Here is a 25,685-nt window from a genome sequence, read left to right on the forward strand (position 1 = left end):
TCGTCGGGTAGCCCGCGGTCGGCGGCCTGGGCCAGAAACGCGACGAGGTCGCCGCCGGTACTCCCGATCACGACCGCGTCGGCCTCGTCGGCCGCGCTCTCGATCTGCGTGATGTAGGCCTCGAAATCGGTCGCGCCGAACTCGGCGCGGGTCTCGCCGACGGCCTCGTAGTCGTCGCTCAGCTCCTCCATCCGACTCTCGAATTCGTTTCGTACGGACTCGCCATATGCGTAGTCCGCAAGGTGGTAGAAAATTTGGTCGCCTTGCTCCTCGTAGGTCCACTGTGCCATTGCCTCGGCGATCTGGGCCGTGCTTGTCTCGAAGCGGAAGACGTACTCGTTGCACCGTTCGCCCGTGATCGCGACGTCTGCCGCGCCCGGCGTGTACAGCACCTCGTTGTCGAGCGCGAAGTCGTTCATCGACAGTGCGACGTCGCTCGAGATACAGCCGGTGAGAAACTGTGCTCCCTGGGACTGGACCGCCTCGCGAGCCTCCGAGAGCGCGTCCTCGGGATCCGACTGCGTGTCGTAGGTCTCGTACTCGATCTCGAACTCGTACTCGTCGCTGTCGTTGATCTGCTCGATCGCGAGTTCGGTTCCCTGGGTCCGTTCCTCCCCGAGATCGCTGAACGGACCGGTGAAGGGCTCGAGAACCGCGAGCTCGATCGTGTCGGACGCTTCCTCCCCGTTCGCTGCCTCTTCTGGATCCCCCACGCAGCCCGCCAGACCGGTCAGTCCGGCGACGCTCCCTGCGGTGACGGCGCGGAGAACCTGCCGCCTACTCCCATGGTGTCTGTCATCCCGACCCATACACTCAGTTGAATACAGTAGGTCATAAATATCGACCGCTATTTGTAGGGGTTTTATATTATGGATGCGGGCGGTGGGGTTACGGAAGGGGTCGAAATCGGCAGATCTGAACGATATGATGCCGTTTTATTGAAAAAACTATGTTCGCTAAAAAACTACCGCCGGCAGGGAATAGGGGCCATCGCTCGGCCGGGAGCCGTGCAACGGTCCCTCGATCTGGGACTCCTCGACCCTCGAAATTATGATGATAGACCACGATTTCTCGGAGTATGTATCGCGTACTGGTCGCGCTCGATACGGACGAGCGGCGGGCGCTCGCACAGGCATCCATGATCGAGTCGCTCCCGGCGGCGACGGAGGAGGTGTCGGCGGTCCTCGCTCACGTCTTCCAGGAGAACCCGGAGGGCCAATCGATACCGCAACTCGACGGCGTTCGCCACGTCACCGACGCGTTCGACGAGAGCGGCATCGATTACGAGTACTACGAGACGAGCGGGGATCCGGCCCCCGAGATCATCGCGGTTGCCGACGAACGGGACGTCGATCTGATCTGTCTGTCGGGTCGAAAACGGACGCCGACGGGCAAGGTCATCTTCGGCAGTGTGACCCAGTCGGTCATCCTCGGTACCGACCGCCCGGTCGTCACAGTCAGCCCGGAGCAGTAATCGCGAGCCGCTTCTCTATTTAAATGCCGCACATACACGGGTGAAGAGTGAGGTTTCTGTGGCAACAATTCATACGTGAACGTCGATGACACCCGATACCTGCAGCGCGTGGGACCCCAAGAACTGCGACGGAACCGCAGAGTGCCCGCCACGGTGTCCGCGGTTCGTCGACAAGCGCGGCGAACCGGTCCTAGTCGAACCGTACTCCCCGTTGCACTTCGAGGACCTCGTCTCGATGTACGAGGGGTACCCCGACGCGCATCGATCGATGGGCTTGCCACCGGTCGGCCGCGGCCGGATCGAGAACTGGCTCGAGCGGCTCCTCGAGCGCGGGTTCGCGGTCGTCGCGGTCCACGACGGTCGGGTCGCCGGCCACGCGGCCTACGCCCCGCGCTCGAGCGTCGAGCCCCAGTTCCTCGTCTTCGTCGACCCCGCGTACCACGATCGGGGGATCGGAAGCGAGTGTTGCCGACAGCTGATCGCGTACGCCGCCGACGCCGGCCACGAGGCACTCGTTTTGGACGTCGACGCCGAAAACGAGCGTGCGTGCCACGTCTACCGACGGATGGGGTTCGAGACGGTCGAGCGAAGCGGGGGCGAGATCCGAATGCGACTCCCGTTCGACGAACCGATCGTCGAGACGGTTCGGCTCCCGCCGGCGGAACGGCCGGCGAGCGCGTAGCGATCGCTCACGATACAGCCGGCCTCGCGAGGACCCGGCCGTCGGCCGCAGGGTTCAACCGGGAGCCGATCGGGTCGGCGCTGAGCGTCGAGCGCGTCGATCGACGATTTCTACCGACAGGCGCCGACGAGGCGGGCGTTTCGCCCGAGGACGTCTGTTCACGACCCCTACACCCAGGAGGACGTCGACGTCTGGCGCGTCTACGATCACCGGTAGTGTTCGGATTTGACGATCGGCTACCGTAGCGGGACCCGGTTTCTGTCAGCGCGAACGTGCCACTGAAGATCGACATTCTCGATACCGAAGTGGACATATATGTTATAGTATTATATAAGAATATACATACTATGTAGAGAAAAAGATCCGAATGTCGATCGATCGATTGCTGTTAGAAACCTATATAACGACGTCTTCGATAGAATTAAGCTACCGATCGAGGGAGGAACTGAGTTAGCCTCCGGACACGCAACTACCGCCTGTCTAAAGCAATTTCCAATGATATATGGACGAAGTAGATGGGGTACTCGCCAGATAGGAATGGCATCTGACTATTACCTGGAAGGGTAGAATATATGATGGATAGTATGTCTTCGGTCGTTCCGGTCGACCCTGATGGGCTGTCGTTTCGCTTCGATCGGTTGTTCGAGACCGAACATTTACCTCCGCTCTCAGTGTGGATAGTCGTAATGTCGCTGCTCGTTCCGTTCGACGGTTCGGTGTTAGCCCGCAAGGCCCTCGAGCGCGCCTCGACGTTCGGCGACCTCCTCGAGGAGGACGTCATCGCTCTGACCGTGATCCCAGACGACGAGGGGTACGCCCGCGATCGAGGCTGGATTAGCGAGGGAGAGCCGTTCGATCCCGAGATGATCGCCTCGGGAATGCGACGACGGATCGAGGACATCGCACCCGAGGCGACGGTCCGGGTCGAGCGCGTCACCTCCGACGAGCCGACTGCGACGGCGACGACGAACGTCGTCCGGGAGATCAAACGGATCGCCGGCGAGATCGGTGCCAGCGTCGTCTTCATCGGCTCGGAGAACGCCGGCTCGGTGATCTCCCCACAGTCGAGCGTCGGCAGCCCCGTCGCGAACGACCACCGCTACGACGTTTACGTCGTCCGCCACTCCGAGGCCGAGGCCGGCGACGTCGAGGACATCGACTCCGTGCGCTCGTAGCGCCCGCCGGAAGCCGCACCGAGCGCACTCGCTGCCCGTTCGACGGCGGCGATCGGAGGAACGTTTATTCGACTGAACGACCTCGAGTCAACTAAGACATGGTCGACCGCAACGGGTGGGACGCCGATCCGTCGGTGCCTGCCGGCCCGTCCCACGACCCGCCCGCGTCGTTCGTCGAGCAGGCGAACGTGACCGACGAGGCCATCTACGAGGCGTTCGAGGCGGAGTGGCCCGAGTGCTGGGAACGAGCAGGCGACCTGCTCTCCTGGGAGCGCGAGTACGACACCGTCCTCCACGAGGGCGACGCCCCCTTCTACGAATGGTTTTCCGGGGGGACGCTCAACGCCTCGTACAACTGTCTGGATCGGCATCTCGAGGCCGGACGGAAGACCCACGCGGCGATCCGCTGGGAGGGAAAGCGCGGCGAGCGCGAGACCTACACCTACCAGGATCTGGCGACGGCGGTAAACGAGTTCGCGGCGACGCTGCTGGATCTCGGCGTCGAGGAGGACGACATCGTCACGCTGTACCTGCCGATGATCCCCGAGTTGCCGATCGCGATGCTGGCCTGTGCCCGGATCGGCGCGCCCCACTCGGTGGTCTTCGCGGGGCTGTCCGCGGACGCGCTCGCGACCCGGATGGACGCCGCCGACAGCGAGTATCTCGTGACCTGCGACGGCTACTACCGCCGAGGTGACGCGTTCAACCAGAAGAGCAAGGCCGACAACGCCCTGATTTCCCTCGAGCAGGACGTCGAGACCGTCGTCGTCGACCGGCTCGGCGAGGACCTCCCCCACGTGCTCGGCGAGCAGGAGCACGATTACGACGAGCTGGTCGCGGCCCACGCCGGCGAGACCGTCGAACCGGTCACCCGGGACGCCGAGGATATGCTGTTCCTGATGTACACCTCCGGGACGACCGGCGAGCCGAAAGGCGTCGTCCACACGACGGGTGGCTACCTCGCCCACGTCGCCTGGACCTCGCGGGCGGTGCTCGACGTCAAGCCCGAAGATACGTACTGGTGTGCGGCCGACATCGGCTGGATCACCGGTCACTCCTACATCGTCTACGGGCCGCTCGCGCTGGGGACGACGACGATCATGTACGAGGGGACGCCCGACTACCCGGATCGGGATCGCCTCTGGGAGATCGTCGATCGGAACGCGGTCGACGTCTTCTACACCGCGCCGACGGCGATCCGCGCGTTCATGAAGTGGGGAGAGGAGTACCCCGCGAAACACGACCTCTCGTCGCTGCGGCTGCTCGGCACCGTCGGCGAGGCGATCAGCGCCCGCCCGTGGAACTGGTACCGGGACCACATCGGCGGCGGCGAGGCGCCGATCGTCGACACCTGGTGGCAGACCGAGACCGGCGCGATCACGGTCTCGACGCTGCCGGGCGTCGACGGGATGAAACCCGGCTCCGCCGGCCCGTCGCTGCCGGGGATCGACGCCCGCGTCGTCGACGCCGAGGGCGACCGCGTCGAGCCCGGCGAGACCGGCTATCTCGTTCTCGCCCGTCCGTGGCCCGGAATGGCCCGCACCCTGTACGACGGCGACGAGCGGTACCGCTCGGAGTACTGGAGTCAGTTCGCCGAACCCGACGACGATCGGTGGTGGTACTTCAGCGGCGACGCAGCGACGATCGACGAGGACGGCTACATCACCGTTATGGGTCGGGTCGACGACGTCATCAATGTCGCCGGGCGGCGGCTGAGCACGATGGAGATCGAGGGCGCGATCACCGGCGTCGACGGGGTCGTCGAGGCCGCCGTCGTCGGTCGCTCGAGCGAGGCCGAGGGAACCGAGGTCTACGCCTACGTCAGCACGGAGGCCGACTGCGATCCCGACGGCGACCTCCGCGACCGGATCGTCGCGAGCATCGAGTCCTCGATCGGCCCGATCGCCACCCCGGAGTCGGTCGTCTTCACGCCCGAACTGCCCAAGACCCGCTCGGGGAAGATCATGCGACGGCTGCTCGAGGACGTCGCGAACGGTAATCAGCTGGGCGATACGAGCGCGCTTCGCAACCCCGAGATCGTCGGGGAGATTCAGACCGAGGTACAGACGGAGTAGTACGCTTCGCGAACGCAACGCTCGCGAAATTTAATCTTCCCCTCCTCGGTCGCTGTTCTGGCGAGTATCGGTCGCCTACTCGGTCGGTGTCGATACAGTTATTTTCGCGGACTCAGAATAGCCGAAGCGTGAGCCTCGAGGAGCCGGAGTCCGCCGCCATCACCCGCGAGCAGTACGAGTCGCTTCTCGACGCCGCCGAGACCTACCGGGAGGCGCTGGTCGTCCGCTGTTGTGGGGAGGTCGGCCTCCGGCCGGCCGAACTGAAGCGGGTGACGATCGACGCCATCGACCAGGTCCGGACCGAGCCGCCCCGGTATCTGCTTCGCCTGCCCGACTCCCGCGTCGCGTACCTGCCGACGTCGATCGAGCGAGAACTTCGACGGTACGCCCGGAGCAACGGTCTCTCGAGCGACGAGCCGGTGTTTTCGGTCTCGACCCGGCGGCTGCAGATGCTCCTCGTCGAGGTCGCCGAGCGGGCGAGCGACCGGTTCGACGAGCCGGCCCTCGAGTCGATCTCGACGAACGACCTCCGGCGGTACTTCCTCGAGACCGCGCTGACCGATCACGGGATCAACCCGCTCGTCGTCAAACGGGTCGGCGGCTGGGGGAGCTTCGAGGCCCTCGAGTCGTACTTGCCGAGCCCGACCGACGCCGAGATCGTCGACGAGTTCGCGTCGCTCGAAACGGGGTCGAGCGACCGCGCCGGGAGCGAACGGACCGTAAGCGACGGCAGCGTCGTTCGATCGCTGCTGGCGGCGAGCGAGCGCTGCGCGCTGGTTCGACTCGACGCCGACGGCTACGTCGATCGCTGGAACCGAAGCGCCGAGTCGGTGTTTGGCTACCGCGCGGGCGAAATCGTCGGCACTCACGTTTCGGCGCTGTACGCCGACGAAGCGGTCGAACGGGGTCGGCCCGATCAGACGCTGACCCGCGCCCTCGAGGAATCGGGGTACGAGGCCGAGGGCTGGCGCGTTCGCAGGGACGGGAGCCGATTTCGCGCGGCCGAGATCGTCACGCCGCTGCGCGACGACCGACACCGGCTACAGGGGTTCGCGCTGCTGGTCTACGACGTCTCGGAGTATCACACCCGCCTCGAGGAGGCTCGGTCTGACCGCGAGACGCTCGAGCAGGCGTACGGCGTCGCCACCCGCCACCGGGCGCTGACCGACGCGTTGCTCGAGGCGACGAGCCACGAGGAGGTCGAAACAGTCACCTGTCGCGCCCTCACCGAGGGACGCACCTACGACGTCGCCTGGATCGATCGGACGACCCATTCGGATCGCCACGGGAACTGGCGAACGACCAGTGGGCTGGAGGCCGACCGGGTCGATCGGCTCGTTCCCGAGGGGTGGAGCGAGCCGCGTCCGTCTGCTCCGGACCGGGAGCCGCCCGAAGACGGACCCGATTCCGGAACGACCCTCCCGGAACTCGACGAGTCGACCGTCGGCCTCGCGGAGACGGCCGAGGCGCGCTCGGTGTCGGTCGCGACGGACGTCGAGGCGACGCTCGAGGACGATCCCGGCGTCTTCGAGGGCCGCGTCGCGGCCGTTCCGCTGTGGTACGGCGATACGGTGTACGGGCGGCTGTCGGTCGCGACCGAACGACCGGGTGCGTTCGACGAGGCCGAACGGGCGTGGCTCGAGACGATCGGCCGACAGGTCGGCTACGCGATCGCCGCGATCCGCCGGCGGAACCTCCTGCTGTCGGATCGCGTGGTCGAACTCGAGTTCGTCTGCCGGGACGAGGGATCCTTCTTCGTCGAGACGACCCGGCGGCTCGACTGTCGGTTTCAGCTGGACTCGCTGGTCCCGCTCTCGGACTCGACGCAGCTGTACTACGTCCGCCTCGAGGGTGCGTCGCCGGCCGAGGTCTTCGAGCGCGCCGAGGCGGATCCGGGGATCGACGACTGTCGACTCATCGAAACCTACGAGGACGCCTATCGGCTCGAGTTCGTCGTCGAGGGCTCCTCGCCGACGCTGACGCTGACCGAGTACGGCGTTACCGTCTGCGAGGCGCGCTTCGAGGAGGGCGTCGCGACGATCACCGCCGAGTGTGCGGCCGACGCCGACATCCGGACGGTCGTCGCCGGGCTGCGATCCGCGTTTCCCGACTCCGAACTGGCTGGAAAACGCGAGACCGAACGGCCCGTCCAGACCGGACGGGAGTTCCGGGAGGGGCTCGAGGAGCGACTGACCGACCGCCAGGAGGCCGCGCTGCGGGCCGCCTACTCGGGCGGCTACTACGACTGGCCCCGCGAGAGCACCGCCGAGGAGATCGCCGACGCGATGGGCGTCTCCTCGCCGACGCTGCACAGCCACCTCCGGAAGGGCCAACACGAGCTGTTGCGGACGTTCTTCGACGATCCGTCCGGCGAGGAGTAGCCGGGATCGACGATCGACGAACGTGTTCACGGCGTAGACCTAGGTCTTTAGCGTCGGTCGACGTTCGCCGCTGACTCGCCGATGGCGCGACTCGAGTTCGGTGTCGCGCGACCGATCCGGATCCGTGATCGTCACGATTTCCGCCCGATATCGGGCCGACTGGTTAGTAGATCGCCACTTATTCCCCCGGGATCGGGGACTCGTTTTGTACAACTAGAGGCGGGCTTTACTATGGCTGTTGTATACTGAGTGGTTGTACCATGTCACAGGACGACGTCAGTCTGGAGGCGCGGCTCGAGGAGCAGGACACCTTCGAGCCGCCCGAATCGTTCGTCGAGCAGGCGAACGTAACGGACGAGGGGATCTACGAGGAGTTCGAGGAGAACTGGCCGGAGTGTTGGGAGGGGGCAGCCGACCTGCTCTCGTGGGAGCAGGAGTACGACACCGTCCTCGACGAGAGCGACGCGCCGTTCTACGAGTGGTTCGGCGGCGGGAAGCTCAACGCCGCGTACAACTGCATCGACCGACACGTCGAGTCGGGCGACGGCGACCGAACCGCCATCGAGTGGGAGGGCGAACTGGGCGAGACCCGCTCCTACAGCTACGAGGAACTGCTCGAGGAGGTCCAGGCCGTCGCCGCGACGTTCCGCGACCTGGGCGTCGAGGAGGACGACGTCGTCACGCTGTACATGCCGATGATCCCGGAGCTGTCGATCGCGATGCTGGCCTGCGCCCGGATCGGCGCGCCACACTCGGTCGTCTTCGCCGGCTTCTCGGCCGATGCGCTCGCGACCCGGATGAACTCCGCGGACAGCGAGTACCTCGTCACCGCCGACGGCTACTACCGCCGCGGCGACGCGCTCGATCACATCTCGAAGACCAACGAGGGCCTCGAGGGCGTCGACCACGAGACGACGACCGTCGTCGTCGACCGCCTCGGTGACGACCTCGATCACGACCTCGAGGACGACCAGCACGACTACGAGGAACTCGTCGACGAGAACCGCGGCGAGACCGTCGAGCCCGTGACACGGGACGCCGAGGACATGCTGTTCCTGATGTACACCTCGGGAACGACGGGCCAGCCCAAGGGGGTCAAACACACGACCGCGGGCTATCTCGCGTACACGGCCTGGACCTCTCAGGCGGTACTCGACTTAGAGCCCGGCGACACCTACTGGTGTTCGGCCGACATCGGCTGGATCACGGGCCACTCCTACATCATCTACGGGCCGCTGGCGCTCGGCACGACGACGGTGATGTACGAGGGGACGCCGGATTACCCGGACAAGGATCGGTTCTGGGAGATCGTCGAGAAGAACGAGGTCGACGTCTTCTACACCGCGCCGACGGCGATCCGCGCGTTCATGAAGTGGGGCAAGGAGTACCCCGAGAAGCACGACCTCTCCTCGCTGCGCCTGCTGGGTACCGTCGGGGAGCCGATCAACCCCCGCGCCTGGAAGTGGTACTACAAGCACATCGGGGGTGAGGAGTGTCCGATCGTCGACACCTGGTGGCAGACCGAGACCGGCGGCCACATGATCACGACGCTGCCCGGCGTCAACGAGATGAAACCCGGCACCGCCGGCCCGGGACTGCCCGGCGTCGACGCCCGGATCGTCAACGCGCAGGGTGAGCAGGTCAGCGCCGGCGAGGCCGGCTATCTCACCGTCCAGAAGCCCTGGCCCGGTATGCTCCGGACGCTGTATCAGAACGACGACCGATTCATCGAGGAGTACTGGGAGGAGTACTCCGACCCCGATGCCGACGAGTGGGTGTACTTCCCCGAGGACGGCGCGAAGATCGACGACGACGACTACATCACCGTGCTCGGTCGCGTCGACGACGTCATCAACGTCTCCGGTCACCGCCTCGGAACGATGGAGATCGAGAGCGCGATCGTCGGCGTCGAGGGCGTCGCCGAGGCCGCCGTCGTCGGCGGCGACCACGACGTGAAAGGCGAGGCCGTCTACGCCTACGTCATCACCGAGGACGGCCACGAGGGCGACGACGACCTCTCCGAGCAGATCGTCGAGGGCGTCGTCGACGCCATCGGCCCGATCGCAAAGCCCGAGGAGGTCATCTTTACCCCTGAACTGCCCAAGACGCGCTCGGGCAAGATCATGCGTCGCCTGCTCGAGGACATCGCGAGCGGAAACGAACTGGGTAACACGTCGACGCTTCGCAACCCCGAGGTCGTCGACGAGATCGCGGAGCAGGTGCAGGACTAGCCGTCCTGTCTTCCTTTCGAAGCTACTCACCAACCACCACACGTGATACGCTAATATGACAGAGAATACCACTCAGGATGCAGAGGACGCCGTCGAAACCGACGGCGGAGTCAAGACCGAGGCCTACCTCGACAAGGAGATAAACATCTTCAAGCCGGCGACACCGTTCATGCGGGACCACCTGAAGGTGATCTGGCTGTCGTTTCTCGCCTGGATCCTCGTCGTCTTCGGCCCGACGACCGCAACCTTCCTCGCGCCGGAGCTGATGACCGAGACGACGATCCTCAACGGCTTCCCGCTGCACTTCTTCCTGGCGGCGATCTTCACGCCGCTGGGGGCGCTGTTGCTGTCGGTCGGCTACGCGATGCAGCGCGACCGACTCGACACGAAGTACGGTATCTCCCACGAGACCGAGGAGGAAACCGACTCCGGCACCGTCGCCGCCGACGGAGGTAACGAATGATCGAAGCGATCGACCCGATCGTCATGCAGGAGACGGCGCTGGACGTCGGTGATTTCAAGCTGATCCCAGCGCTGACCGTCGCGGCGATGCTGGTGTTGTTCCTCGGCGTCGGTTACTTCTTCCGCGTCGCGGCGGTCGACGAGCTGTGGGTCGCCGGCCGTTCGATCGGCTCGATCGAGAACGGGATGGCGATCGGCGCCAACTGGATGAGCGCCGCCTCCTACCTCGGCGTCGCGTCGCTGGTCGCCCTCTCGGGCTACTTCGGGCTGGCGTACGTCGTCGGCTGGACGACGGGCTATTTCATCCTACTGATCTTCCTGGCCGCGCAGTTCCGTCGGTTCGGGAAGTACACCGCACCCGACTTCGTCGGTGACCGGTTTTACTCCGACTGGGCGCGCGGAATCGCGGCCTTTACCACCCTCGCGATCGCCTTCACCTACGCGATCGGCCAGGCCAGCGGGATGGGGCTGATGGCCCAGTACATCTTCGGCATCTCCTACGAGGCCGGCGTGATCGGGCTGATGGCCGTCACCATCGCCTACGTCGCCCTCTCCGGGATGCTCGGCACGACCAAGAACATGGCGATCCAGTACACCATCCTGATCATCGCCTTCACGCTCGGTCTGTACGCGACGGGCTGGACTCAGGGCTGGTCGACCGTCCTGCCGTACCTCGAGGCCGGACCCCAGGTCGCCGAGGCCGCGAGCATCGAGGCCCAGTTCGTCGAGCCGTTCGCCGCGGCCGGCTACTACGGCTGGATCGCGCTCGCGTTCAGTCTGATCGTCGGTACCTGCGGACTTCCCCACGTGCTGGTTCGGTTCTACACGGTCGACAACGAGCGGACGGCCCGCTGGTCGACCGTCTGGGGCCTGTTCTTCATCTGCATACTGTACTGGGGGACAGCCACCTACGCGGCCTTCGGCGGTCTACTCTACGATCGCGAGGTTAGCGGCGGTGACGGCTTCGCGCAGATGCTCGGCGTCGAGGCCGACGCCCTCGTCGTGCTGACGGCCCAGCTCGCTGACCTGCCGACGTGGCTCGTCGGACTGGTCGCTGCGGGTGCGGTCGCGGCGGCACTTGCGACGACTGCGGGGCTGTTCATCACGGCTTCCTCAGCGGCCGCACACGACATCTACACGAACCTCTACAAGGATGACGCGACCCAGCGCGAACAGCTGATCGTCGGTCGGTCGACGATCGTCGGGATCGGTATCCTCGTGGCGCTGATCGGACTGAACCCGCCCGCACTGATCGGCGAACTCGTCGCGATGTCGTTCGCCATCGCCGGCACCGTCTTCTTCCCCGTGTTCTTCCTCGGTCTCTGGTGGGAGAACACGACCCGTGAGGGTGCACTGGCCGGCATGCTTACCGGCATCGCGCTCTCGTTCGGTGCGATCATCAACGACACCGTTGTCCCGATGTACACCGGCGTCGATGAGGCGGCGATTCCCGCGGTCGCGACGTGGCTGCCGGGAACCTCCTCGGCGCTCGTCGGCGTGCCGGTGGTGTTCGCCGTGATCATCGTCGTCTCGCTGGTCACCGACGAACCGCCACAGCACGTCAAGCGCCTCGTTCGACAGTGTCACAGCCCCGAACCGATGAGCCAGATGGAATCGGCCGAAGACGCCGCCGCCGACGGCGGTACCCCCGCAGACGACTAACCATGTACGACACGATACTCGTCCCGACCGACGGCAGCGACACGGCCGAATACGCAGTCGAACACGCGATCGACCTCGCCGAGAAGTACGACGCCGACGTCCACGCGCTGTACGTCGTCGACACCAGCGCGATCGACGTCAGCCTGGGCACCGAGCAGGTCGACCGCATCCAGCAGGGGAAGTTCGGCGACATGCCCGAACTCGAGCAGCGAGCCGACGAGGCGACGGGCGTCGTCGCGGCGAAAGCCGAGGCCCACGACATTCGCGTCACCGAGGCGGTCGTCGCCGGACAGCCCCACAAACAGATCAGCAACTACGCGGCGGACAACGACGTCGACCTGATCGTGATGGGATCGGCGGGCCGCAGCGGCGTCCGCCGAGCGCTGCTCGGCAGCGTCGCCGAACGGACGCTGCGCTCGACGAAGATTCCGGTGCTGGTGGTCGACAGAGACGACGATTAGCGGTCGACGACTCTTTTCGGACGTTCCTAGCGGTCGGTTCTCGCCGTCTCGAGGCTCGTGACGAACCCGAAGTACGCGACGATCCCCGCGAGCATGAACATGTAGTACGCCCAGGTCGGCCCCTCGAGGACCCGGAAGATGATCTCGACCATCGTCACCCAGCTCACGGCGAAGACCAGGTCGACGAAGATCCCCCACCGCTGTTCGCGCGCGTTCTCGAGCCACTCGCCGAAGTTCGTCATCGGGTGGACGGTTCCGTCGGCGCGTCGAAAAGCCTGCCGCTGTCCCCTCGACGCGCGTTGGCGAAGCGAAACCCCCTAACCTCGGCCGGGACTGAACCCCGGTATGAACGACACACCCGAGGTCGCCGTCCTCCGGCTCGGCCACCGCCCCGGTCGGGACGAGCGGATGACGACCCACGTCGGGCTGACCGCACGCGCGCTCGGGGCCGACCGCGTCTGGATCCCCGACAACGCCGGCCAGTCCCTCGAGACCGTCAACGACATCACCGACCGCTTCGGCGGTCCCTTCGAGGCCGAACTGACAGACTCGCCCCAGGCGCTTCTCCGGGATTGGGAGGGTCAGGTCGTCCACCTCACGATGTACGGCGAGCGGATCCAGGACGTCGAGAGCGAGATCCGTTCGGCCCGGGAGGACGACCGGGAGCCGCTGCTCGTCGTCGTCGGCTCCGAGAAGGTTCCGTTCGACGTTTACGAGGCCGCCGACTGGAACGTCGGCGTCACCAACCAGCCCCACTCCGAGGTGGCCGGACTGGCCGTGTTTCTCGATCGCCTGTTCGAGGGGCGCGAACTCGAGCGCGAGTGGGTCGACGCCGACCGCGAGGTGATCCCCATGGAGACGGGCAAGCGCGTTGAGTCGCTCGAGGACTAGAGCAGCCCTGATCCCCAGAGGATCGTCAGTACGGAGCCGAGAATCCCGAGCAGTCCCGCGATGAGTCCCTTCCGAGCGTCGTCCATGCAACCGGTTTCTCCACCGGAACGGCATATACTTTCTCTACTAAATAATTGGAAAATCACCTGCCGCCCGTGATACGGCCGCACAACGACACCGCTGCTCGAGGGCGATCGGTCCGGATCGTGCGGCAGCGGAGGGCAGGATCACCGGGGAACGGCCGGTCGGAGCAGTCGGAAGGGCCGAAGGAGACGGCTACCGACCATCCGTACTATCGCCGCGGTCCCGGTCTCGGACTCGTCGAGGGCGTACCCCGTCCCGACCCGCTCGATCGGTCCCGAGTCGCCGACGGTCTCGAGAACGCGCTCGAAGTCCTCGTCGGGTAACCCCGTTCGGTCCTGCAGTTCCACGCGCGACAGCGGGCGGTCGGCCTCGCGAAGCTCTCGGAGAACCGCCCAGCCGTGGGCCGAGACGAGGTAGTACTCCTCCTCGGAGATATCGTCGTCGGGGTCGCTCGAGCGGTCGATCCCGAGCCGGAGGTCGTACAGCGAGTCGAGACAGAGCCACGCGGGGACGGCGGCGAGGGCGCCGAAGATGGCGGAGCCGTCGCCGATCGCGAGGACGGCGAACACGAGTCCGCCGACCGCGCCGAGGAGGGCTCCGGCGGCGGCGTCCGGATAGTCGCGTGCGGTACAGACGGCCCTGAGCACGGCGAGTGCAACGAGCCCGGCCGGAATCGCGATCACCGATCCGGCCGAGAAATCCGTCAGAACGTAGAGGACGGCGAGGACAGCCGTGATTCCCGCGACCGCTTTCGGATCGAGCTCGTCGCCCATCGCCGCTCGAAACGACGTCATCGTTCGGTCGTACGTCATATCAATCCATATATCTTTGTGAATCGCGGGTACCCGAATCGGAGCCGTCGACTCGGTACGGCGTCGCTCAAAAGACTTAATGGGCCGATCACGCTACGTGTAGGCAATGGCTTTTGAGGACCTGCTCGAGGATCCGGTCATCCAGAAGTACTTGCACGAGCTGGTCGGTCCCACGGGGATGCCCGTCGCGGCGGCGCCGCCGGACGGGGAAGTGACCGACGAGGAGCTCGCCGAGGAGCTGGATCTCGAGTTGAACGACGTCCGGCGCGCGCTGTTTATTCTCTACGAGAACGACCTCGCCAGCTATCGCCGGCTGCGCGACGAGGACTCGGGGTGGCTGACCTACCTCTGGACGTTCGAGTACGACAACATCCCGGAGAACTTAGAGGAGGAGATGTACCGGCTCCACGACGCCCTGGAGGAACGGCGGGAGTACGAGCGCAACCACGAGTTCTACCTCTGTGAGATCTGCTCGATCCGCTTCGAATTCGGCGAGGCGATGGACTTCGGCTTCGAGTGTCCCGAGTGTGGCTCGCCGGTCGAATCGATGGACAACAACCGCCTGGTCGACGCGATGGACGACCGCCTCGACGACCTCGAGGACGAACTGAACATCGACGCGGACGCCTGATGGTCGTACTCGCAACCAAACTCTACGTCGAAGGTGACGCCCGCGAACGGTCGCTTGACTCGCTGCGGTCGCTGATCGGCAACGAGATCGGCGAACTCGACGTCGCGTTCGACCTCTCGATCCGGGACGACGACTTTCCGGAGGTTTCCCTCGAGGGCGAGGACGCCGTCGTCGCCGAGAACGTCCTCCGCGAGGAGTTCGGCGATATCGTCGACGAACTCGAGCCCGGCGAGACCTACGTCGGGACGCTCGACTCCTGGAGCGACGAGGGGTTCGTCCTCGACGCCGGCCAACCGGTCGAGATCCCGACCGACGAACTCGGGCTCGGCCCCGGTTCGCCGACCCAGATCCGAGAGCGCTACGGCCTCGTCCAACACCTTCCGATGCGGTTCGTCTACGGCGGCGACCGATCCGACGACGAAGGCGAGCCGTCGCGGCTGGCCGACGAGGAACAGGACCGCCTCTACGAGTGGACCCGCGGCGACGGTCGGCTCAACGTCAACAGCGCCACCCGCGCCGAAGTGCGGGCGACGCTCAACCGTGCGGGCCACGCCCAGGACTACGTCACCGTCGAGCGCCTCGGCCTGCTCGAGCAGAGCGTGATCTGTACCGAAGGAACGGATCCCCCGGGCCTGCTCGCGAGCGTCGGCGAGTACCTCCCCGCGGAGCTGCGGTGTGTCGTCCCCTAGCATGAACAGGCGGCTCGCTCTCGCGGTGATCGTGGTCGCGCTGCTGGCGACGACGGCCGGCTGTTCGGCGATCTTCGGCGGGATCTCCGACGAGGAACTCGACCGCGAGCAGGAGTACGACGACCTTCGCGACAGCGACGCCGACGTCGCCGTCGACATCGAGGGTGGCACCGTCCTCACCAGCGGCGAGTTCCGCGCCGTCTACGACCTCAACGGGACCGAAGAACTGTCGCTGTACCGCTCGAGTTTCTACACCGAGGACGCGCTCGACATCCACAGCGTGCGCTACTGGTACCCCAACGGGACCGAGGTGACGGGCTCGGACCTCGAGATCGATCAGGGTCGCTCGAGCACCGAAGTCGTGGTTCCGGACGGGAACGGCACGCTCGCCTTCTCGGGCAGCGCCGGCAGCCGAACGTTCCAGCTTCCGGCCTACGTCCACGGCTCCTACGAGGTGACCCTCTCCGAGGGGTACCGGACCTCGAACTTCCTGTTCGGCGACGTGAACCCCGGCGGGTACGAACGCGAGGTCGTCGACGACCGCGAGCGGCTGGTCTGGGACGAGGTCGACAGCACGATCTCGCTGCGGTACTATCTCACCAGGGACATTCCGCTGTTCGCCGGCCTCGTCGGCACCGTCGTCCTGCTCGGCGGCGCCGCGATGGCCTACTACTACCGAAAGGTCCAGAAGCTGAAAGAGCAACGCGAGGAGATGGGGCTCGACGTCGATATCGAGGACGACTCCGACGACGGACCGCCGCCCGGCATGAAGTAGCCCTATCCCTCCCGTTCAGCTCTCGAGCGAGACGGTCGTGACGGTCAGTCGAACCCGATCCGGATCGCAGTCCGCCCACTCGTTCTCGAGGGACTCCCAGGCCCGCTCGTGGTCGGTATCGACGGCCGTTATCGAGACGCTTTCGTCGACGCCGACGGTTTGACTCGAGCGCTCGAGGACGCGCGCCGCCACCGTGACCTGCCCGCCGGTATGAACTGACCGTCCGTCGGTCTCGATCCGGACGAGCGAGACGAGGGCCGTCCCCTCCCGGCAGGTTACCGCCGGCTGGCGACGGAGCTGACTCCCCGCCTCGCCGCTCCGAATCACGGCGCCGCCGTCGTAGACGACCGTCTCCGAACCCGACCGGTACGAAAGCGTCCCGAGTTCGATCGCTTCCTCATCAGCGACGGGATCGCCGTCGACGGCAACCTCGAGTTCGGTGCCGCCGTCGTCGACGACGAGCGTGCCCGTCCCGAGCGGAACGACGGCCGTTCGACGCTCGAGCCCGTCGTAGCGGGCGAGGTCGTCGAGATCCGCCGCGAGGTCGGCCATCCCTCGCTCGGCCGTTCGAAGCTCCTCGGCCTCCCGCTGCTCGTCGAGCAACCCGAATCCCGCGACCGAGAGGACCGCGACCGATCCCAGTACGATCCCGAGGACGAGCACGAACGAGAGCACCGCCGAGACCCCCCGATCGCCCGACGGGCCGTCCCGCGCCGTTCGCTTCCGGCTCATCGGTCGTCCCCCTCGAGCGTTACTCGCCCGTCCTCGACGCCGATCTCGATCGGTCCGCCCGGAACGGTACTCGGCTCGAGATCCGCTTCGGTCGAAACCGGGATAACGACGGTCGCGTCGGCTGCGTTCGCGGATAGCTCGAGACAGCCCGCATCGCTCGCGGTCTCGCGGCAGTCGCTTCGAGTCTCGATCGAGTACCCGGCTCTCGCGATCGTTCGCGGAGCGTCGACGCGAACCGTAGTTTCGTCGCTTCCGTCGGCGACGAGCCGATCCGCGGCTTCGACCTCGCCGCCTACCTCCTGGCCGACGACCTCGAGCGAGCGCTCGGCGGCCCGCTCGGTTTCGGCCTCGAGCACGGCTCCGGATCCGGCCAGTAGCAGCGCGATCAGAGCCGCGGAAATCCCGAGCGCGAGAACGTGCGTGACGGCCATCGTGAGCCCCCGGTCCGGGGTTCCGTCGTCGATCACGACTCGGCCTCCGGACAGCCCGCCTCGATCGTTTGCGTTCGCTCGGTGCGGCGGTCCGCGGAGTCGGCCGTCACGCGGACGGTCGCGTTCTCGAGTTCGTACTCGCCGTCAGCGCGCTCGAGGCCGACGTCCTCGAGTTCGACGTTGACCGCCGTTCCGGTCGAGTGAGCGCGGGCGTCCCGGTACCGGTCGGCGAACGCCTCGAGGTCGTCGTCGACGGCCGATTCGAGTGCTCTCTCGCTGTGCGCCTCTCCGTCCGCGCTCTCGAGCAGGCAGCCGATCCCCCGCTCGAGTTCCGCCTCGACGACGGCCTGTTCGCCGGTGTCGGCACCCGTCGCGGTCGACGAGCCGACCTCGGGTCCGCCGACTATGACGACGATCCCGAACAGGACGACCGCCAGCGCGATCGCACCGAGGACGACCATCTGTCCTCGCTCTCGCGGAACTCGTTCGCTCGACCGGCTGGATCCCTCTACCATACGGTCACGCGCACCTCCACGAGGGCGTAGACCGACCCGGCGTCGTCGGCCGATGCGATCGGATACCCCTGCTCTTCGTGGGCCCGCTCGAGTTCGATCCGGTTTCCGTCCGCGGTGAGACGGTCGTCCTCGTGGAGGGCCACGACGTAGCTCGCGGTGACGGCTCCGTCCGACGGCGATCCCTGTTCGACCAGCGTCGTCACCTCGCTTCCGCCGTCAGCGACGATTTCGACGTTGTAGCTGCGACCCTCGTCGCCGAACCGGACCTCGAGGATCGCGCCGAGCGTCGATCGTTCGGCGAAGGCGTCGACGCTGTACGTTCGCTCGCCGTCCCTGTCGACGGGCTGTCGATCCGCGCCGTAGAACGCGCTCTCGTCGGGCTCGGCGTCGTCGGCCCACGTCGACGCGTCGTCGTGCCAGCGTCGAACCGTCGCGGAGAGGTCGCCCTCCCCGGCGGCGACGAGGAGTGCGTCCCGGGTTTCCTGCTGAAGCTGGGACTGCGTCGCTCGCTCCGGATCATCGGTCGCCGGCGCGACGAGCGCCGACTGCGCCGCGAGGAGGAACGCGACCAGTAGGATCGTCGCCGCGATCGTTCCTTCGAGCGCGTACGCCTGCGCTCTGGAGCCGTCGATTTCGATCATGTCCACACCCTCACGACGAGTCGGGAGGCGGGGTCGTCCGCTCCCGACTCGAGTTCGAACGATCCTTCGAGCGCGACGATTCGGGCCGAACTCGCCGCGGGCTGGCCCTCGTAGGGCGTCGTTTCGGCCTCGAGGACGGGTGATCCGTCCGCGCGCTCGAGGGTCGTTCCGTCGAGTCGCTCGAGGCGAACGCTGCCCTCGTCGGCCGGCCCGCCCTCGAGTTCGAGCAGCCGGTCGGTTCCGCCGGCTTCGAGCGCGTCGGCGAGCCGATCACCGTCGAGTTCGTTGTGAGCGGCGAACTCCGCGACGAGTCGGTCCGCGATCCGGTCGGCCTGCCCGCGCTCGGCGTCCCCGACGGGGTCGGTCGGCGTCGTGACCGACGAGATCCCGGCGAAGACGACCGCGACAGACAGCAGGAAGATGCCGATCCCGATGGCGAAGTCCTGGGTCGTCTGACCGCGCGCGGTCGAACGGCGTTCGGACCGCACGCTAGGTCACCACCGTCCAGCCGACGAGCGCGACCGTCGCCAGCGCGAGGGCGTACTTCAGGCCGCTCAGGAGTTCGGCGTCCCGGATGTACCCGCAAAGAACGCCGGAAATGATCGCCTGCAGGACCACCGCGTGAAACAGCAGGACGCTCAGCGAGCCGGTGTGGACGACGTTACCGGACGCGGTACCGCGCTCGCTGGACGTTCCGATACCGCCGGCTCCGGCGTCGGCCATCGAATCGAGGAACTGCGTCTCGAGGATCGCGATCACGGCGAACACCGTCAGGAACGTCATGACGATGATGACGACCTGCATCCGGGTCCGGGATCGCCGTTCGCGCTCGAGGTCGTCGTGGATCTCGCTCGTTCGGGCGGCGGTCCGGAGAACCGCCGAGATCCGGTTCGACGCCGCCTGGCTCTCGGCTAGCAGCCGTACCGTCCGCGCCAGGCGGGGGATCCGGTAGGCGTTGGCGAACTCGACGAGCGCCCGTCGCAGGCTCCGCCCGTAACCGACCTTCGCCCGGATGCGTTCGAACTCCCGGCTCAGCCGTCCGGTACCCGTCTCCGCGACCGATTCGATCGACTCGAGCGGCGTCAGCCCGGTCTCGTTCGCGCTCGAGAGCTTCCACAGCTCTTCGGAGAGCGTCTCGACGACGGCCTCGCGGTGACGCCGGTTCCACTCGTAGGCGGTCGCGAGGGGGAGACCGACGGCGTACAGCGGGAGGTACGCGTACACGACCGTCGCCCGAAGCGGGTGTTCGACCACTCCGGTCCAGGCCGTCGGCGCCGCACCGTTTGCAACCGCGACCGCGACGACGGCGAGCGACGCCGGAACGGTGAGCGCGAGCGTGTACCGCGGGTTGTCCCGGAAGAACACGTGGGGCCGTCGCAGGATCCGCAGCACTCGGTGGGTCGCCGCCCGGGATTCGATCCGGTCGAAGACGGCGCGGTTCCCCGCGAAGCGGTCGACGAGTCCGCTCTCGAGCGAGAGCGTTCCGTCGCCGGGATCGTCGTGTTTGACGGTCGAGATCAGGACGAGGAAGGCGATCCCGATCAGCGGGAGCAGTCCGTAGACGGTCAGGTACAGCAGCTCGGGCGGAACGGTCGCGTTCGGCAGTAGCTGCATGACGACGGTGACGATGAGCAACAACAGCGGAAACAGCGACAGCGTCATGTACAGCTCGCCGAACAGTTCGAGCGTCTCGAGGGTGCGTTCCTGCTCCTGTTTGGCCGTTCGGGCGTGTTTCCGCCGTTTCTCCTCGAGGAATTGCTCCGTGTCGCCCCCGCTGTCGACGACCGAGAGCAGGTCCGTCAGAAACCGGCTCAGCTCGTCGCTGGGCGTCTCTCGAGCCCGGCGCCGGATCGCAGTCCGGTAGTCGACGCCGAGCGATGTCGCTTCGGCGTGGACGGTTCGAAACTCCCGGGCGACCTCCCCGTAGGCGTCGTCCGCCCCGGCCATCGCCTCGATGATCTCGAGACGGTCGAGTCCGCCGACCGACAGGGCGTACATGAACGAGACGGCGTCGGGAAGCAGGACGTCGATCTCGCGTCTCCGTGCCGAGGCACGCGCGTAGGGGATCGCGACGAGCGAGCCGAACCCGCCCAGAAACCCCAGCACTCCGAACGCGAAACCGGTGGCCGCGACGAGCGACGGGAGCCTGAGCGCCTCGACGACCGCGAGGACCGTTCGGTTCGGAACGGGGACGCCGAGGGGTTCGCCGACGTCGACGATCCCGGTTCCAAACAGACCGTACCCGACGATCGCGCCCAGAATCGAGAGACAGGCTCCGGCGACGACGCCCGTCCCGATCGCCCGCGAGAGGTAGAGTTCGACGGTGTCGTCGATCCGGGCCTGGGCGAGTCTCCGCTCGAGACGTGCCACGAACCGGTCGTCCTCGTCGAACACCCGCGCGTACACCGGGTAGAAGCGGTCGCCGAGCAAGGTCGCCGTCGGGACGCGGTCGGGGCCGGGACTCATTCCGTCGCCCCGCACCGATGCCGTTCGAGAAGCGACCCCTCCGCTCGCTCGAGCACGGCGGCTGCTGCTCGTTCCGTTCGATCGGACGGCTCCGGCCGGGTGACACGCTGTTCGGTCTCCGGCTCGACGTCGATCGAGACGCTCTCGAGCGTTCGAAGCGCCGGGAGGCGAGCCTCCAGTTCGCCGTCGGCGACGAGCGAGAGGATCTCCGTCGGATCGTTCATGAACGCCTGTACCGTCGCGGCGACGTCGGCGTAGCCGTCGATCCCGTTCGCGACGAGGTACGCGAGCACGACCTGCCGTTCGAACAGCGCCCGCTCGAGGCGCTCCTCGCTCCAGCCCCGGTCGAACGCGATCTCCTCGAGGATGCTCGAGGAGCCAACCCGACGGAACTCGTCGGTCTCGGCCCGCCACCGGTAGACGTCGCTGACGTTGATCTCGTCCCTGTCGGCGTCGTAGTGGTTGATCTCGGTCAGCGTTCGGTTCCGGCGGACCGTCCGCCCGCCGACGCTGGTCTGGGCCTGGATCGCGACCAGATCCAGCGCCGTGAACATCGTCTTCGAGACGTCGATCGGTGCCGTCGTGAACCGCCTGAGCACCTCGTCGACCGAATCGGCGTGAAACGTCGTGTGGGTTGTGTGGCCCGTCGACATCACCTGAAACAGCGTCCGGCCCTCCTCGCCGCGGACCTCGCCCATCAGAATGTGGTCGGGGCGCTGACGAAGCGTCGCCTCGAGCAGGTCGAACTCGTCGACGGCCTCCCCGCCGTCGGCGAAGGAGGGGCGGGTGACGCTGGCGATCCAGTTGCGCTGTGGCAACTCGAGTTCGCGGGTGTCCTCGATCGAGACGACCTTCGTGCTCGAGGGGATAAACAGCGAGACGGCGTTGAGAGCCGTCGTCTTCCCCGAGGCCGTCCCGCCGGCAAAAAGCAGGCTCTTGCGGTTCTCGACGGCGAGCCAGAGCAGCGCCATCTGCTCGAGCGAGAAGGTGCGCCAGTTGACGAGGTCGATCGGCGTGAACGGAACGTCCGTGAACTGCCGGATCGTGTAGTTGGTGCCGCGGTCGGCGACCTCGCGACCGAGGGTGAGCTGGGCCCGCGAGCCGTCGGGCAGGGTCGCGTCGACCTGCGGGCGCCGCTTGCTGATCCCCGCGCCGGATCGCTGCGCGAGCGAGACCACGAACTCGTCGAGGCCGTCCGTTCCGTGGCGGACGTTCGTGACGAGCTGTCCGTAGTCGGCGTGGTAGACGAACGCCGGCGACTCGTAGCCGTTACACGAGATGTCCTCGACCGCGCTATCGCGTTTGATGCCGTCGATGCGCTCGTAGCCGACGAAATCGCGCGTGAGGTAGTACCGAAGCTTCTCGACCTGTCGTTCGGTCAGGGTCTCAGGGTCCGACGCGAGGATCGCCCGCTCGGGACGGACGCCGCCGCTCTCGCTCCTGCCGGCGCCGCCGTCGATGTCGGTTTCACTCGCTCCCAACAGGCTCACGACCCTCCCGAGCAGTCCGTCGTCCCCGCTCGCCGACTCACGGACGAGGTCGTAGCGCTCGAGCAGCGTCCGCAGTTGCGCCTCGACGACCGCGCGTCGATCGGCCGCGTCGACGCCGGGATCGTCGGCGTAGCTGATCGTCGCCCGGAGCTTGTCGGCGAGAAACGTCCGGAGTTCGCGCTCGATCGGGTTCAGAAACGGCTCGACGAGGTAGTACTTCCGCTCGTTTTCCCGTTCCGACCGGAAGACGACGACGAAGGCGTGGGGTTCGTTCACCCAGTACCGCTCGAGCTCCGTGAGGTGGGGTTTCTCGCCGTCGGGGACGGCCTGCTCGAGATCATATCGGGTCGCGACCGTCGGCGTTCCGTCCGCCCTCGAGAAGAACGCGTCCTCCTCGAGGCCGTCCCGGAGGGGAAGGGTTCGATCGTCGACGAGGGCCTCGAGGTCGGCTCCGGTCCGAGAACCGACCGAGAGTCGCCGCTCGAGGACGGTGCCGTCCTCGGGCTCGTCGCCCGGACGCCGACGTCGACCGGCCGTCCCGATGTCGTCGGTGTACATTGTCCGGGCCTGGCCGCCCGATGGTATAAAAACTCGAGTCCGGTGGGCGGGAAAGAACTACCGGGGCTGGTCCCCCTACTACGGGACGATGGAGGACACCTTCGATCTCTCGGGGCGAGTCGCACTGGTCACCGGCGGCGGCCGCGGTATCGGCCGCGCGATCGCCGTCGAACTCGCAAGCGCCGGCGCCGCGGTCGTGCCGTCGGCGCGGTCGACCGACGAGATCGAGGCGGTCGCCGAGGAGGTCCGCGCGTCCGGCGGCGAGGCGGTCGCGGCTCCCGCCGACGTGACCGATCCAGACGCCGTCGCGACGGCGATCGATCGGGTCGAGGACGAGTTCGGGGGCGTCGACATCGTCGTCAACAACGCCGGTTTCAACCCCGACGACGCGCTCGGCCGTCCCGAGGACGTCTCGGGCGAGAGCTTCGACCGCGTGCTCGAGGTCAACCTGAACGGCGCCTACGAGGTCACGCGAACCGCTGCTCGGTCGCTTCACGAGACCGGCGGGACGGTCGTCAACGTCGCCAGCGTCGGCGGGCTCGTCGGCCTCCCGCGCCAGCACCCCTACGTCGCCTCGAAACACGGACTGGTCGGACTCACGAAGAGCCTCTCGCTGGACTGGGCGCCCGACGTCCGCGTCAACGCGGTCGCGCCCGGCTACGTCTCGACCGCACTGACCGAGGAACTCGAGGCCGACCCGGAGCTTCGGCGATCGATCCTCGAGCGGACGCCCCTCGAGCGGTTCGCCGAGCCAGCCGAGATCGCCGGACCGGTGGTCTTCCTCGCAAGCGATGCCGCAAGCTACGTCACCGGCGAGGTGCTCGCGGCCGACGGCGGGTGGACGGCCCGGTAGCGGTCACTCGCTCGATCGGGGAGTTCTGGTACGGTCGTCAAACTTCGGACCCCGAGAGCGAGGCCGATTGCGGTTCCGACGGCCGAGGTCCCGGAAACAATGTAAACTAAGAACCAGAAAAGAAAAACGTTGGAAGATAATACCAGCCAGTTCTTACCGGCTGAGAATCGACCTCGCTTTCTACGGCGGGCGCGCCTCGAGTGAGTCACATGCGATACGACGATTCGGACCGGGCCCGAGAACTCGCTCGCCGCGCCCGGACGCTGATGGACGAGGTCGTCCTCCCGATCGAGCGCGAGCTGGCCGGAGGCGTGAGCGTTTCCGAGGGAACCGTCGCCGAACTGCGCGCCGCGGCGCGCGACCGCGACGTGTACGCACCACAGCTTCCGATCGAGTACGGCGGGATGGGCGTCGACTTCCGCGACGCGCTGCCCGTGTTCGAGGAGGCCGGACGCAGCCCGCTCGGTCCCGTCGCGATGCGGGTCGACGCGCCCGACGAGGGGAACATGCACCTCCTCGAGCTGGCGGGCGACGAACTGCAGAAGGAAACGTACCTCGAGCCCCTGGTCGCCGGGGAGCTGCGCTCGGGGTTCTCGATGACCGAGCCGATGCAGGGTGCGGGGTCGGATCCGAAGCTGATCGAGACGACAGCCCGGAAGGAGGGCGACGAGTGGGTGATCGACGGCCACAAGTGGTGGACGACACAGGGGATCGAGGCCGACGTGCTGTTCGTCCTCGCTCGCACGAACGAGGACGTCCACCCCTACGAGGGCTGCTCGATCTTCATCGTCCCGACCGAGGCGAACGGGGTCGATATCGTCCGTAACGTGCCCCACACTGGCGGAATTACGCGCGGCGTCTCCCACGCCGAGATCGTCTACGACGGCGTTCGCGTCCCCGAGGAACACTTGCTCGGCGAGCGCGACCGCGGGTTCGGCCACGCCCAGGAGCGCCTCGGCCCCGCCCGGCTCACCCACTGCATGCGCTACTCGGGGATGGCCCGTCGCGCACTCGAGATTGCGAAGGCATACCTGGACGCGCGAGACGGGTTCGGCTCGAGGCTGTCGGCCAAACAGTCGCTGCGCCACCGGATCGCCGACGCCGAGACGCAGTTACACGTCGCTCGCACCGCGATCCGGGACGCTGCGGACCGGATCAGCGCGGGCGACCGTGCGCGGGTTCCCGTGTCGATGTGCAAGGTGTTCGTGGCCTCGGTCGTCCAGGATGCGATCGATCTGGCGGTCCAGTGTTGTGGCGCCAACGGGATCGGCAGGGACCTTCCGCTGTCGGAGTTCTACGAGTCGGTTCGGCAGTTTCGGATCGTCGACGGCGCCGACGAGGTCCATCGACGCGTGATCGCTCGCCACGCGTTCGAGGACCTCGAGGAGGCCGAACTCGAGTCGCTCACCCGATTCGGAGATCCGGTCGGGAGGCGGGGGTGAGACGCGGTGATCCGAGGGGAACGAGCGAACGCCTCGCGTTCGCGAGCTACGTCGCGCTCGCGAGACGAACGA

The 25,685-nt window shown here is 66.7% G+C and carries 24 protein-coding genes and 1 pseudogene; 15 read left to right on the forward strand and 10 right to left on the reverse strand.

Going from position 1 to position 25,685, the window contains the following annotated elements; genetic code table 11:
- Positions 1-809, reverse strand: an 809-nt coding sequence (locus tag ACNA7R_RS05670) for an ABC transporter substrate-binding protein (protein ID WP_416282590.1), incomplete at its 3' end; no start/stop codon positions are given.
- A gap of 269 nt (positions 810-1,078) precedes the next feature.
- On the opposite strand from ACNA7R_RS05670, the gene ACNA7R_RS05675 reads away from it, so the two are divergent.
- The 9 genes from ACNA7R_RS05675 to ACNA7R_RS05715 all read left to right on the forward strand — a co-directional run bounded on the left by ACNA7R_RS05675 (position 1,079) and on the right by ACNA7R_RS05715 (position 12,603).
- Entirely contained in the window at positions 1,079-1,474 is a 396-nt protein-coding gene (locus ACNA7R_RS05675; protein WP_416282591.1) for a universal stress protein, read from the forward strand.
- An 85-nt stretch (positions 1,475-1,559) separates the two neighbouring features.
- The gene (locus tag ACNA7R_RS05680) at positions 1,560-2,156 is read left to right on the forward strand and encodes a GNAT family N-acetyltransferase (protein WP_416282592.1); all 597 of its coding nucleotides are present in this window, start codon (positions 1,560-1,562) and stop codon (positions 2,154-2,156) included.
- Positions 2,157-2,842: 686 nt separating this feature from the next.
- Positions 2,843-3,331, forward strand: coding sequence for a universal stress protein (locus tag ACNA7R_RS05685; protein WP_416282593.1), 489 nt, complete (start codon positions 2,843-2,845; stop codon positions 3,329-3,331).
- Positions 3,332-3,429: 98 nt separating this feature from the next.
- Complete coding sequence (acs, locus tag ACNA7R_RS05690) at positions 3,430-5,406, forward strand: acetate--CoA ligase (RefSeq protein WP_416282594.1); 1,977 nt, start codon at positions 3,430-3,432, stop codon at positions 5,404-5,406.
- A 128-nt stretch (positions 5,407-5,534) separates the two neighbouring features.
- Positions 5,535-7,787 carry a bacterio-opsin activator domain-containing protein gene (locus ACNA7R_RS05695; protein WP_416282595.1) on the forward strand — a complete coding sequence of 751 codons (2,253 nt, stop codon included), beginning with the start codon at positions 5,535-5,537 and terminating at the stop codon, positions 7,785-7,787.
- A 260-nt stretch (positions 7,788-8,047) separates the two neighbouring features.
- Positions 8,048-10,018 (forward strand): acetate--CoA ligase, encoded by a 1,971-nt coding sequence (gene acs / locus ACNA7R_RS05700; protein WP_416282596.1) that lies wholly within the window; start codon positions 8,048-8,050, stop codon positions 10,016-10,018.
- Positions 10,019-10,073: 55 nt separating this feature from the next.
- Entirely contained in the window at positions 10,074-10,481 is a 408-nt protein-coding gene (locus tag ACNA7R_RS05705; protein WP_416282597.1) for a DUF4212 domain-containing protein, read from the forward strand.
- Positions 10,478-12,142 (forward strand): cation acetate symporter, encoded by a 1,665-nt coding sequence (locus tag ACNA7R_RS05710; RefSeq protein ID WP_416282598.1) that lies wholly within the window; start codon positions 10,478-10,480, stop codon positions 12,140-12,142. The genes ACNA7R_RS05705 and ACNA7R_RS05710 overlap by 4 nt, the downstream gene beginning before the upstream one ends.
- 2 nt (positions 12,143-12,144) lie before the next feature.
- The gene (locus tag ACNA7R_RS05715; protein ID WP_416282599.1) at positions 12,145-12,603 is read left to right on the forward strand and encodes a universal stress protein; all 459 of its coding nucleotides are present in this window, start codon (positions 12,145-12,147) and stop codon (positions 12,601-12,603) included.
- 26 nt (positions 12,604-12,629) lie between these two features.
- On the opposite strand, the gene ACNA7R_RS05720 is transcribed toward ACNA7R_RS05715, so the two are convergent.
- A complete protein-coding gene (locus ACNA7R_RS05720) occupies positions 12,630-12,845 on the reverse strand; it encodes a hypothetical protein (RefSeq protein ID WP_416282600.1) in 216 nt (71 codons plus the stop codon).
- Positions 12,846-12,948: 103 nt separating this feature from the next.
- Between ACNA7R_RS05720 and ACNA7R_RS05725 the strand changes: the two genes are divergently transcribed.
- Positions 12,949-13,494, forward strand: coding sequence for a tRNA (cytidine(56)-2'-O)-methyltransferase (locus ACNA7R_RS05725; protein ID WP_416282601.1), 546 nt, complete (start codon positions 12,949-12,951; stop codon positions 13,492-13,494).
- A gap of 227 nt (positions 13,495-13,721) precedes the next feature.
- Here ACNA7R_RS05725 and ACNA7R_RS05730 read toward each other — a convergent pair whose 3' ends face one another.
- Positions 13,722-14,372 (reverse strand): hypothetical protein, encoded by a 651-nt coding sequence (locus tag ACNA7R_RS05730; protein ID WP_416282602.1) that lies wholly within the window; start codon positions 14,370-14,372, stop codon positions 13,722-13,724.
- 124 nt (positions 14,373-14,496) lie between these two features.
- Between ACNA7R_RS05730 and ACNA7R_RS05735 the strand changes: the two genes are divergently transcribed.
- From ACNA7R_RS05735 to ACNA7R_RS05745, 3 genes are read left to right on the forward strand one after another with little or no spacing between them, the layout of a single operon-like run.
- Positions 14,497-15,021 (forward strand): transcription factor, encoded by a 525-nt coding sequence (locus ACNA7R_RS05735; RefSeq protein ID WP_416282603.1) that lies wholly within the window; start codon positions 14,497-14,499, stop codon positions 15,019-15,021.
- Positions 15,021-15,710, forward strand: a complete 690-nt coding sequence (locus ACNA7R_RS05740; protein WP_416282604.1) for a DUF2110 family protein — start codon at positions 15,021-15,023, stop codon at positions 15,708-15,710. The genes ACNA7R_RS05735 and ACNA7R_RS05740 overlap by 1 nt, the downstream gene beginning before the upstream one ends.
- A gap of 1 nt (position 15,711) precedes the next feature.
- Complete coding sequence (locus ACNA7R_RS05745; protein ID WP_416282605.1) at positions 15,712-16,485, forward strand: DUF5803 family protein; 774 nt, start codon at positions 15,712-15,714, stop codon at positions 16,483-16,485.
- 15 nt (positions 16,486-16,500) lie between these two features.
- Here the strand turns inward: ACNA7R_RS05745 and ACNA7R_RS05750 are convergent, their stop codons facing one another.
- From ACNA7R_RS05750 to ACNA7R_RS05780, 7 genes and pseudogenes are all read right to left on the reverse strand, one after another.
- Entirely contained in the window at positions 16,501-17,217 is a 717-nt protein-coding gene (locus tag ACNA7R_RS05750) for a hypothetical protein (protein ID WP_416282606.1), read from the reverse strand.
- Positions 17,214-17,684, reverse strand: a complete 471-nt coding sequence (locus ACNA7R_RS05755; RefSeq protein ID WP_416282607.1) for a hypothetical protein — start codon at positions 17,682-17,684, stop codon at positions 17,214-17,216. Before ACNA7R_RS05755 ends, ACNA7R_RS05750 begins: the two co-directional genes overlap by 4 nt.
- Positions 17,681-18,163, reverse strand: a complete 483-nt coding sequence (locus ACNA7R_RS05760; protein WP_416282608.1) for a hypothetical protein — start codon at positions 18,161-18,163, stop codon at positions 17,681-17,683. The genes ACNA7R_RS05755 and ACNA7R_RS05760 overlap by 4 nt, the downstream gene beginning before the upstream one ends.
- The gene (locus ACNA7R_RS05765) at positions 18,157-18,804 is read right to left on the reverse strand and encodes a hypothetical protein (RefSeq protein ID WP_416282609.1); all 648 of its coding nucleotides are present in this window, start codon (positions 18,802-18,804) and stop codon (positions 18,157-18,159) included. Before ACNA7R_RS05765 ends, ACNA7R_RS05760 begins: the two co-directional genes overlap by 7 nt.
- Positions 18,801-19,292 carry a hypothetical protein gene (locus ACNA7R_RS05770; RefSeq protein WP_416282610.1) on the reverse strand — a complete coding sequence of 164 codons (492 nt, stop codon included), beginning with the start codon at positions 19,290-19,292 and terminating at the stop codon, positions 18,801-18,803. Before ACNA7R_RS05770 ends, ACNA7R_RS05765 begins: the two co-directional genes overlap by 4 nt.
- Before the next feature lies 1 nt (position 19,293).
- Positions 19,294-21,270, reverse strand: coding sequence for a type II secretion system F family protein (locus ACNA7R_RS05775; RefSeq protein ID WP_416282611.1), 1,977 nt, complete (start codon positions 21,268-21,270; stop codon positions 19,294-19,296).
- 14 nt (positions 21,271-21,284) lie between these two features.
- Positions 21,285-23,267, reverse strand: a pseudogene (locus ACNA7R_RS05780) (type II/IV secretion system ATPase subunit); the annotation flags it as partial.
- 139 nt (positions 23,268-23,406) lie between these two features.
- Here ACNA7R_RS05780 and ACNA7R_RS05785 point away from each other — a divergent pair.
- Both ACNA7R_RS05785 and ACNA7R_RS05790 read left to right on the forward strand, forming a co-directional pair.
- Positions 23,407-24,171, forward strand: coding sequence for an SDR family NAD(P)-dependent oxidoreductase (locus tag ACNA7R_RS05785; protein WP_416282612.1), 765 nt, complete (start codon positions 23,407-23,409; stop codon positions 24,169-24,171).
- 209 nt (positions 24,172-24,380) lie between these two features.
- Positions 24,381-25,613 carry an acyl-CoA dehydrogenase family protein gene (locus ACNA7R_RS05790; protein ID WP_416282613.1) on the forward strand — a complete coding sequence of 411 codons (1,233 nt, stop codon included), beginning with the start codon at positions 24,381-24,383 and terminating at the stop codon, positions 25,611-25,613.
- The last annotated feature ends 72 nt before the right edge of the window (positions 25,614-25,685 follow it).

Source organism: Natronococcus sp., assembly GCF_047921035.1.
Lineage (GTDB): Archaea > Halobacteriota > Halobacteria > Halobacteriales > Natrialbaceae > Natronococcus.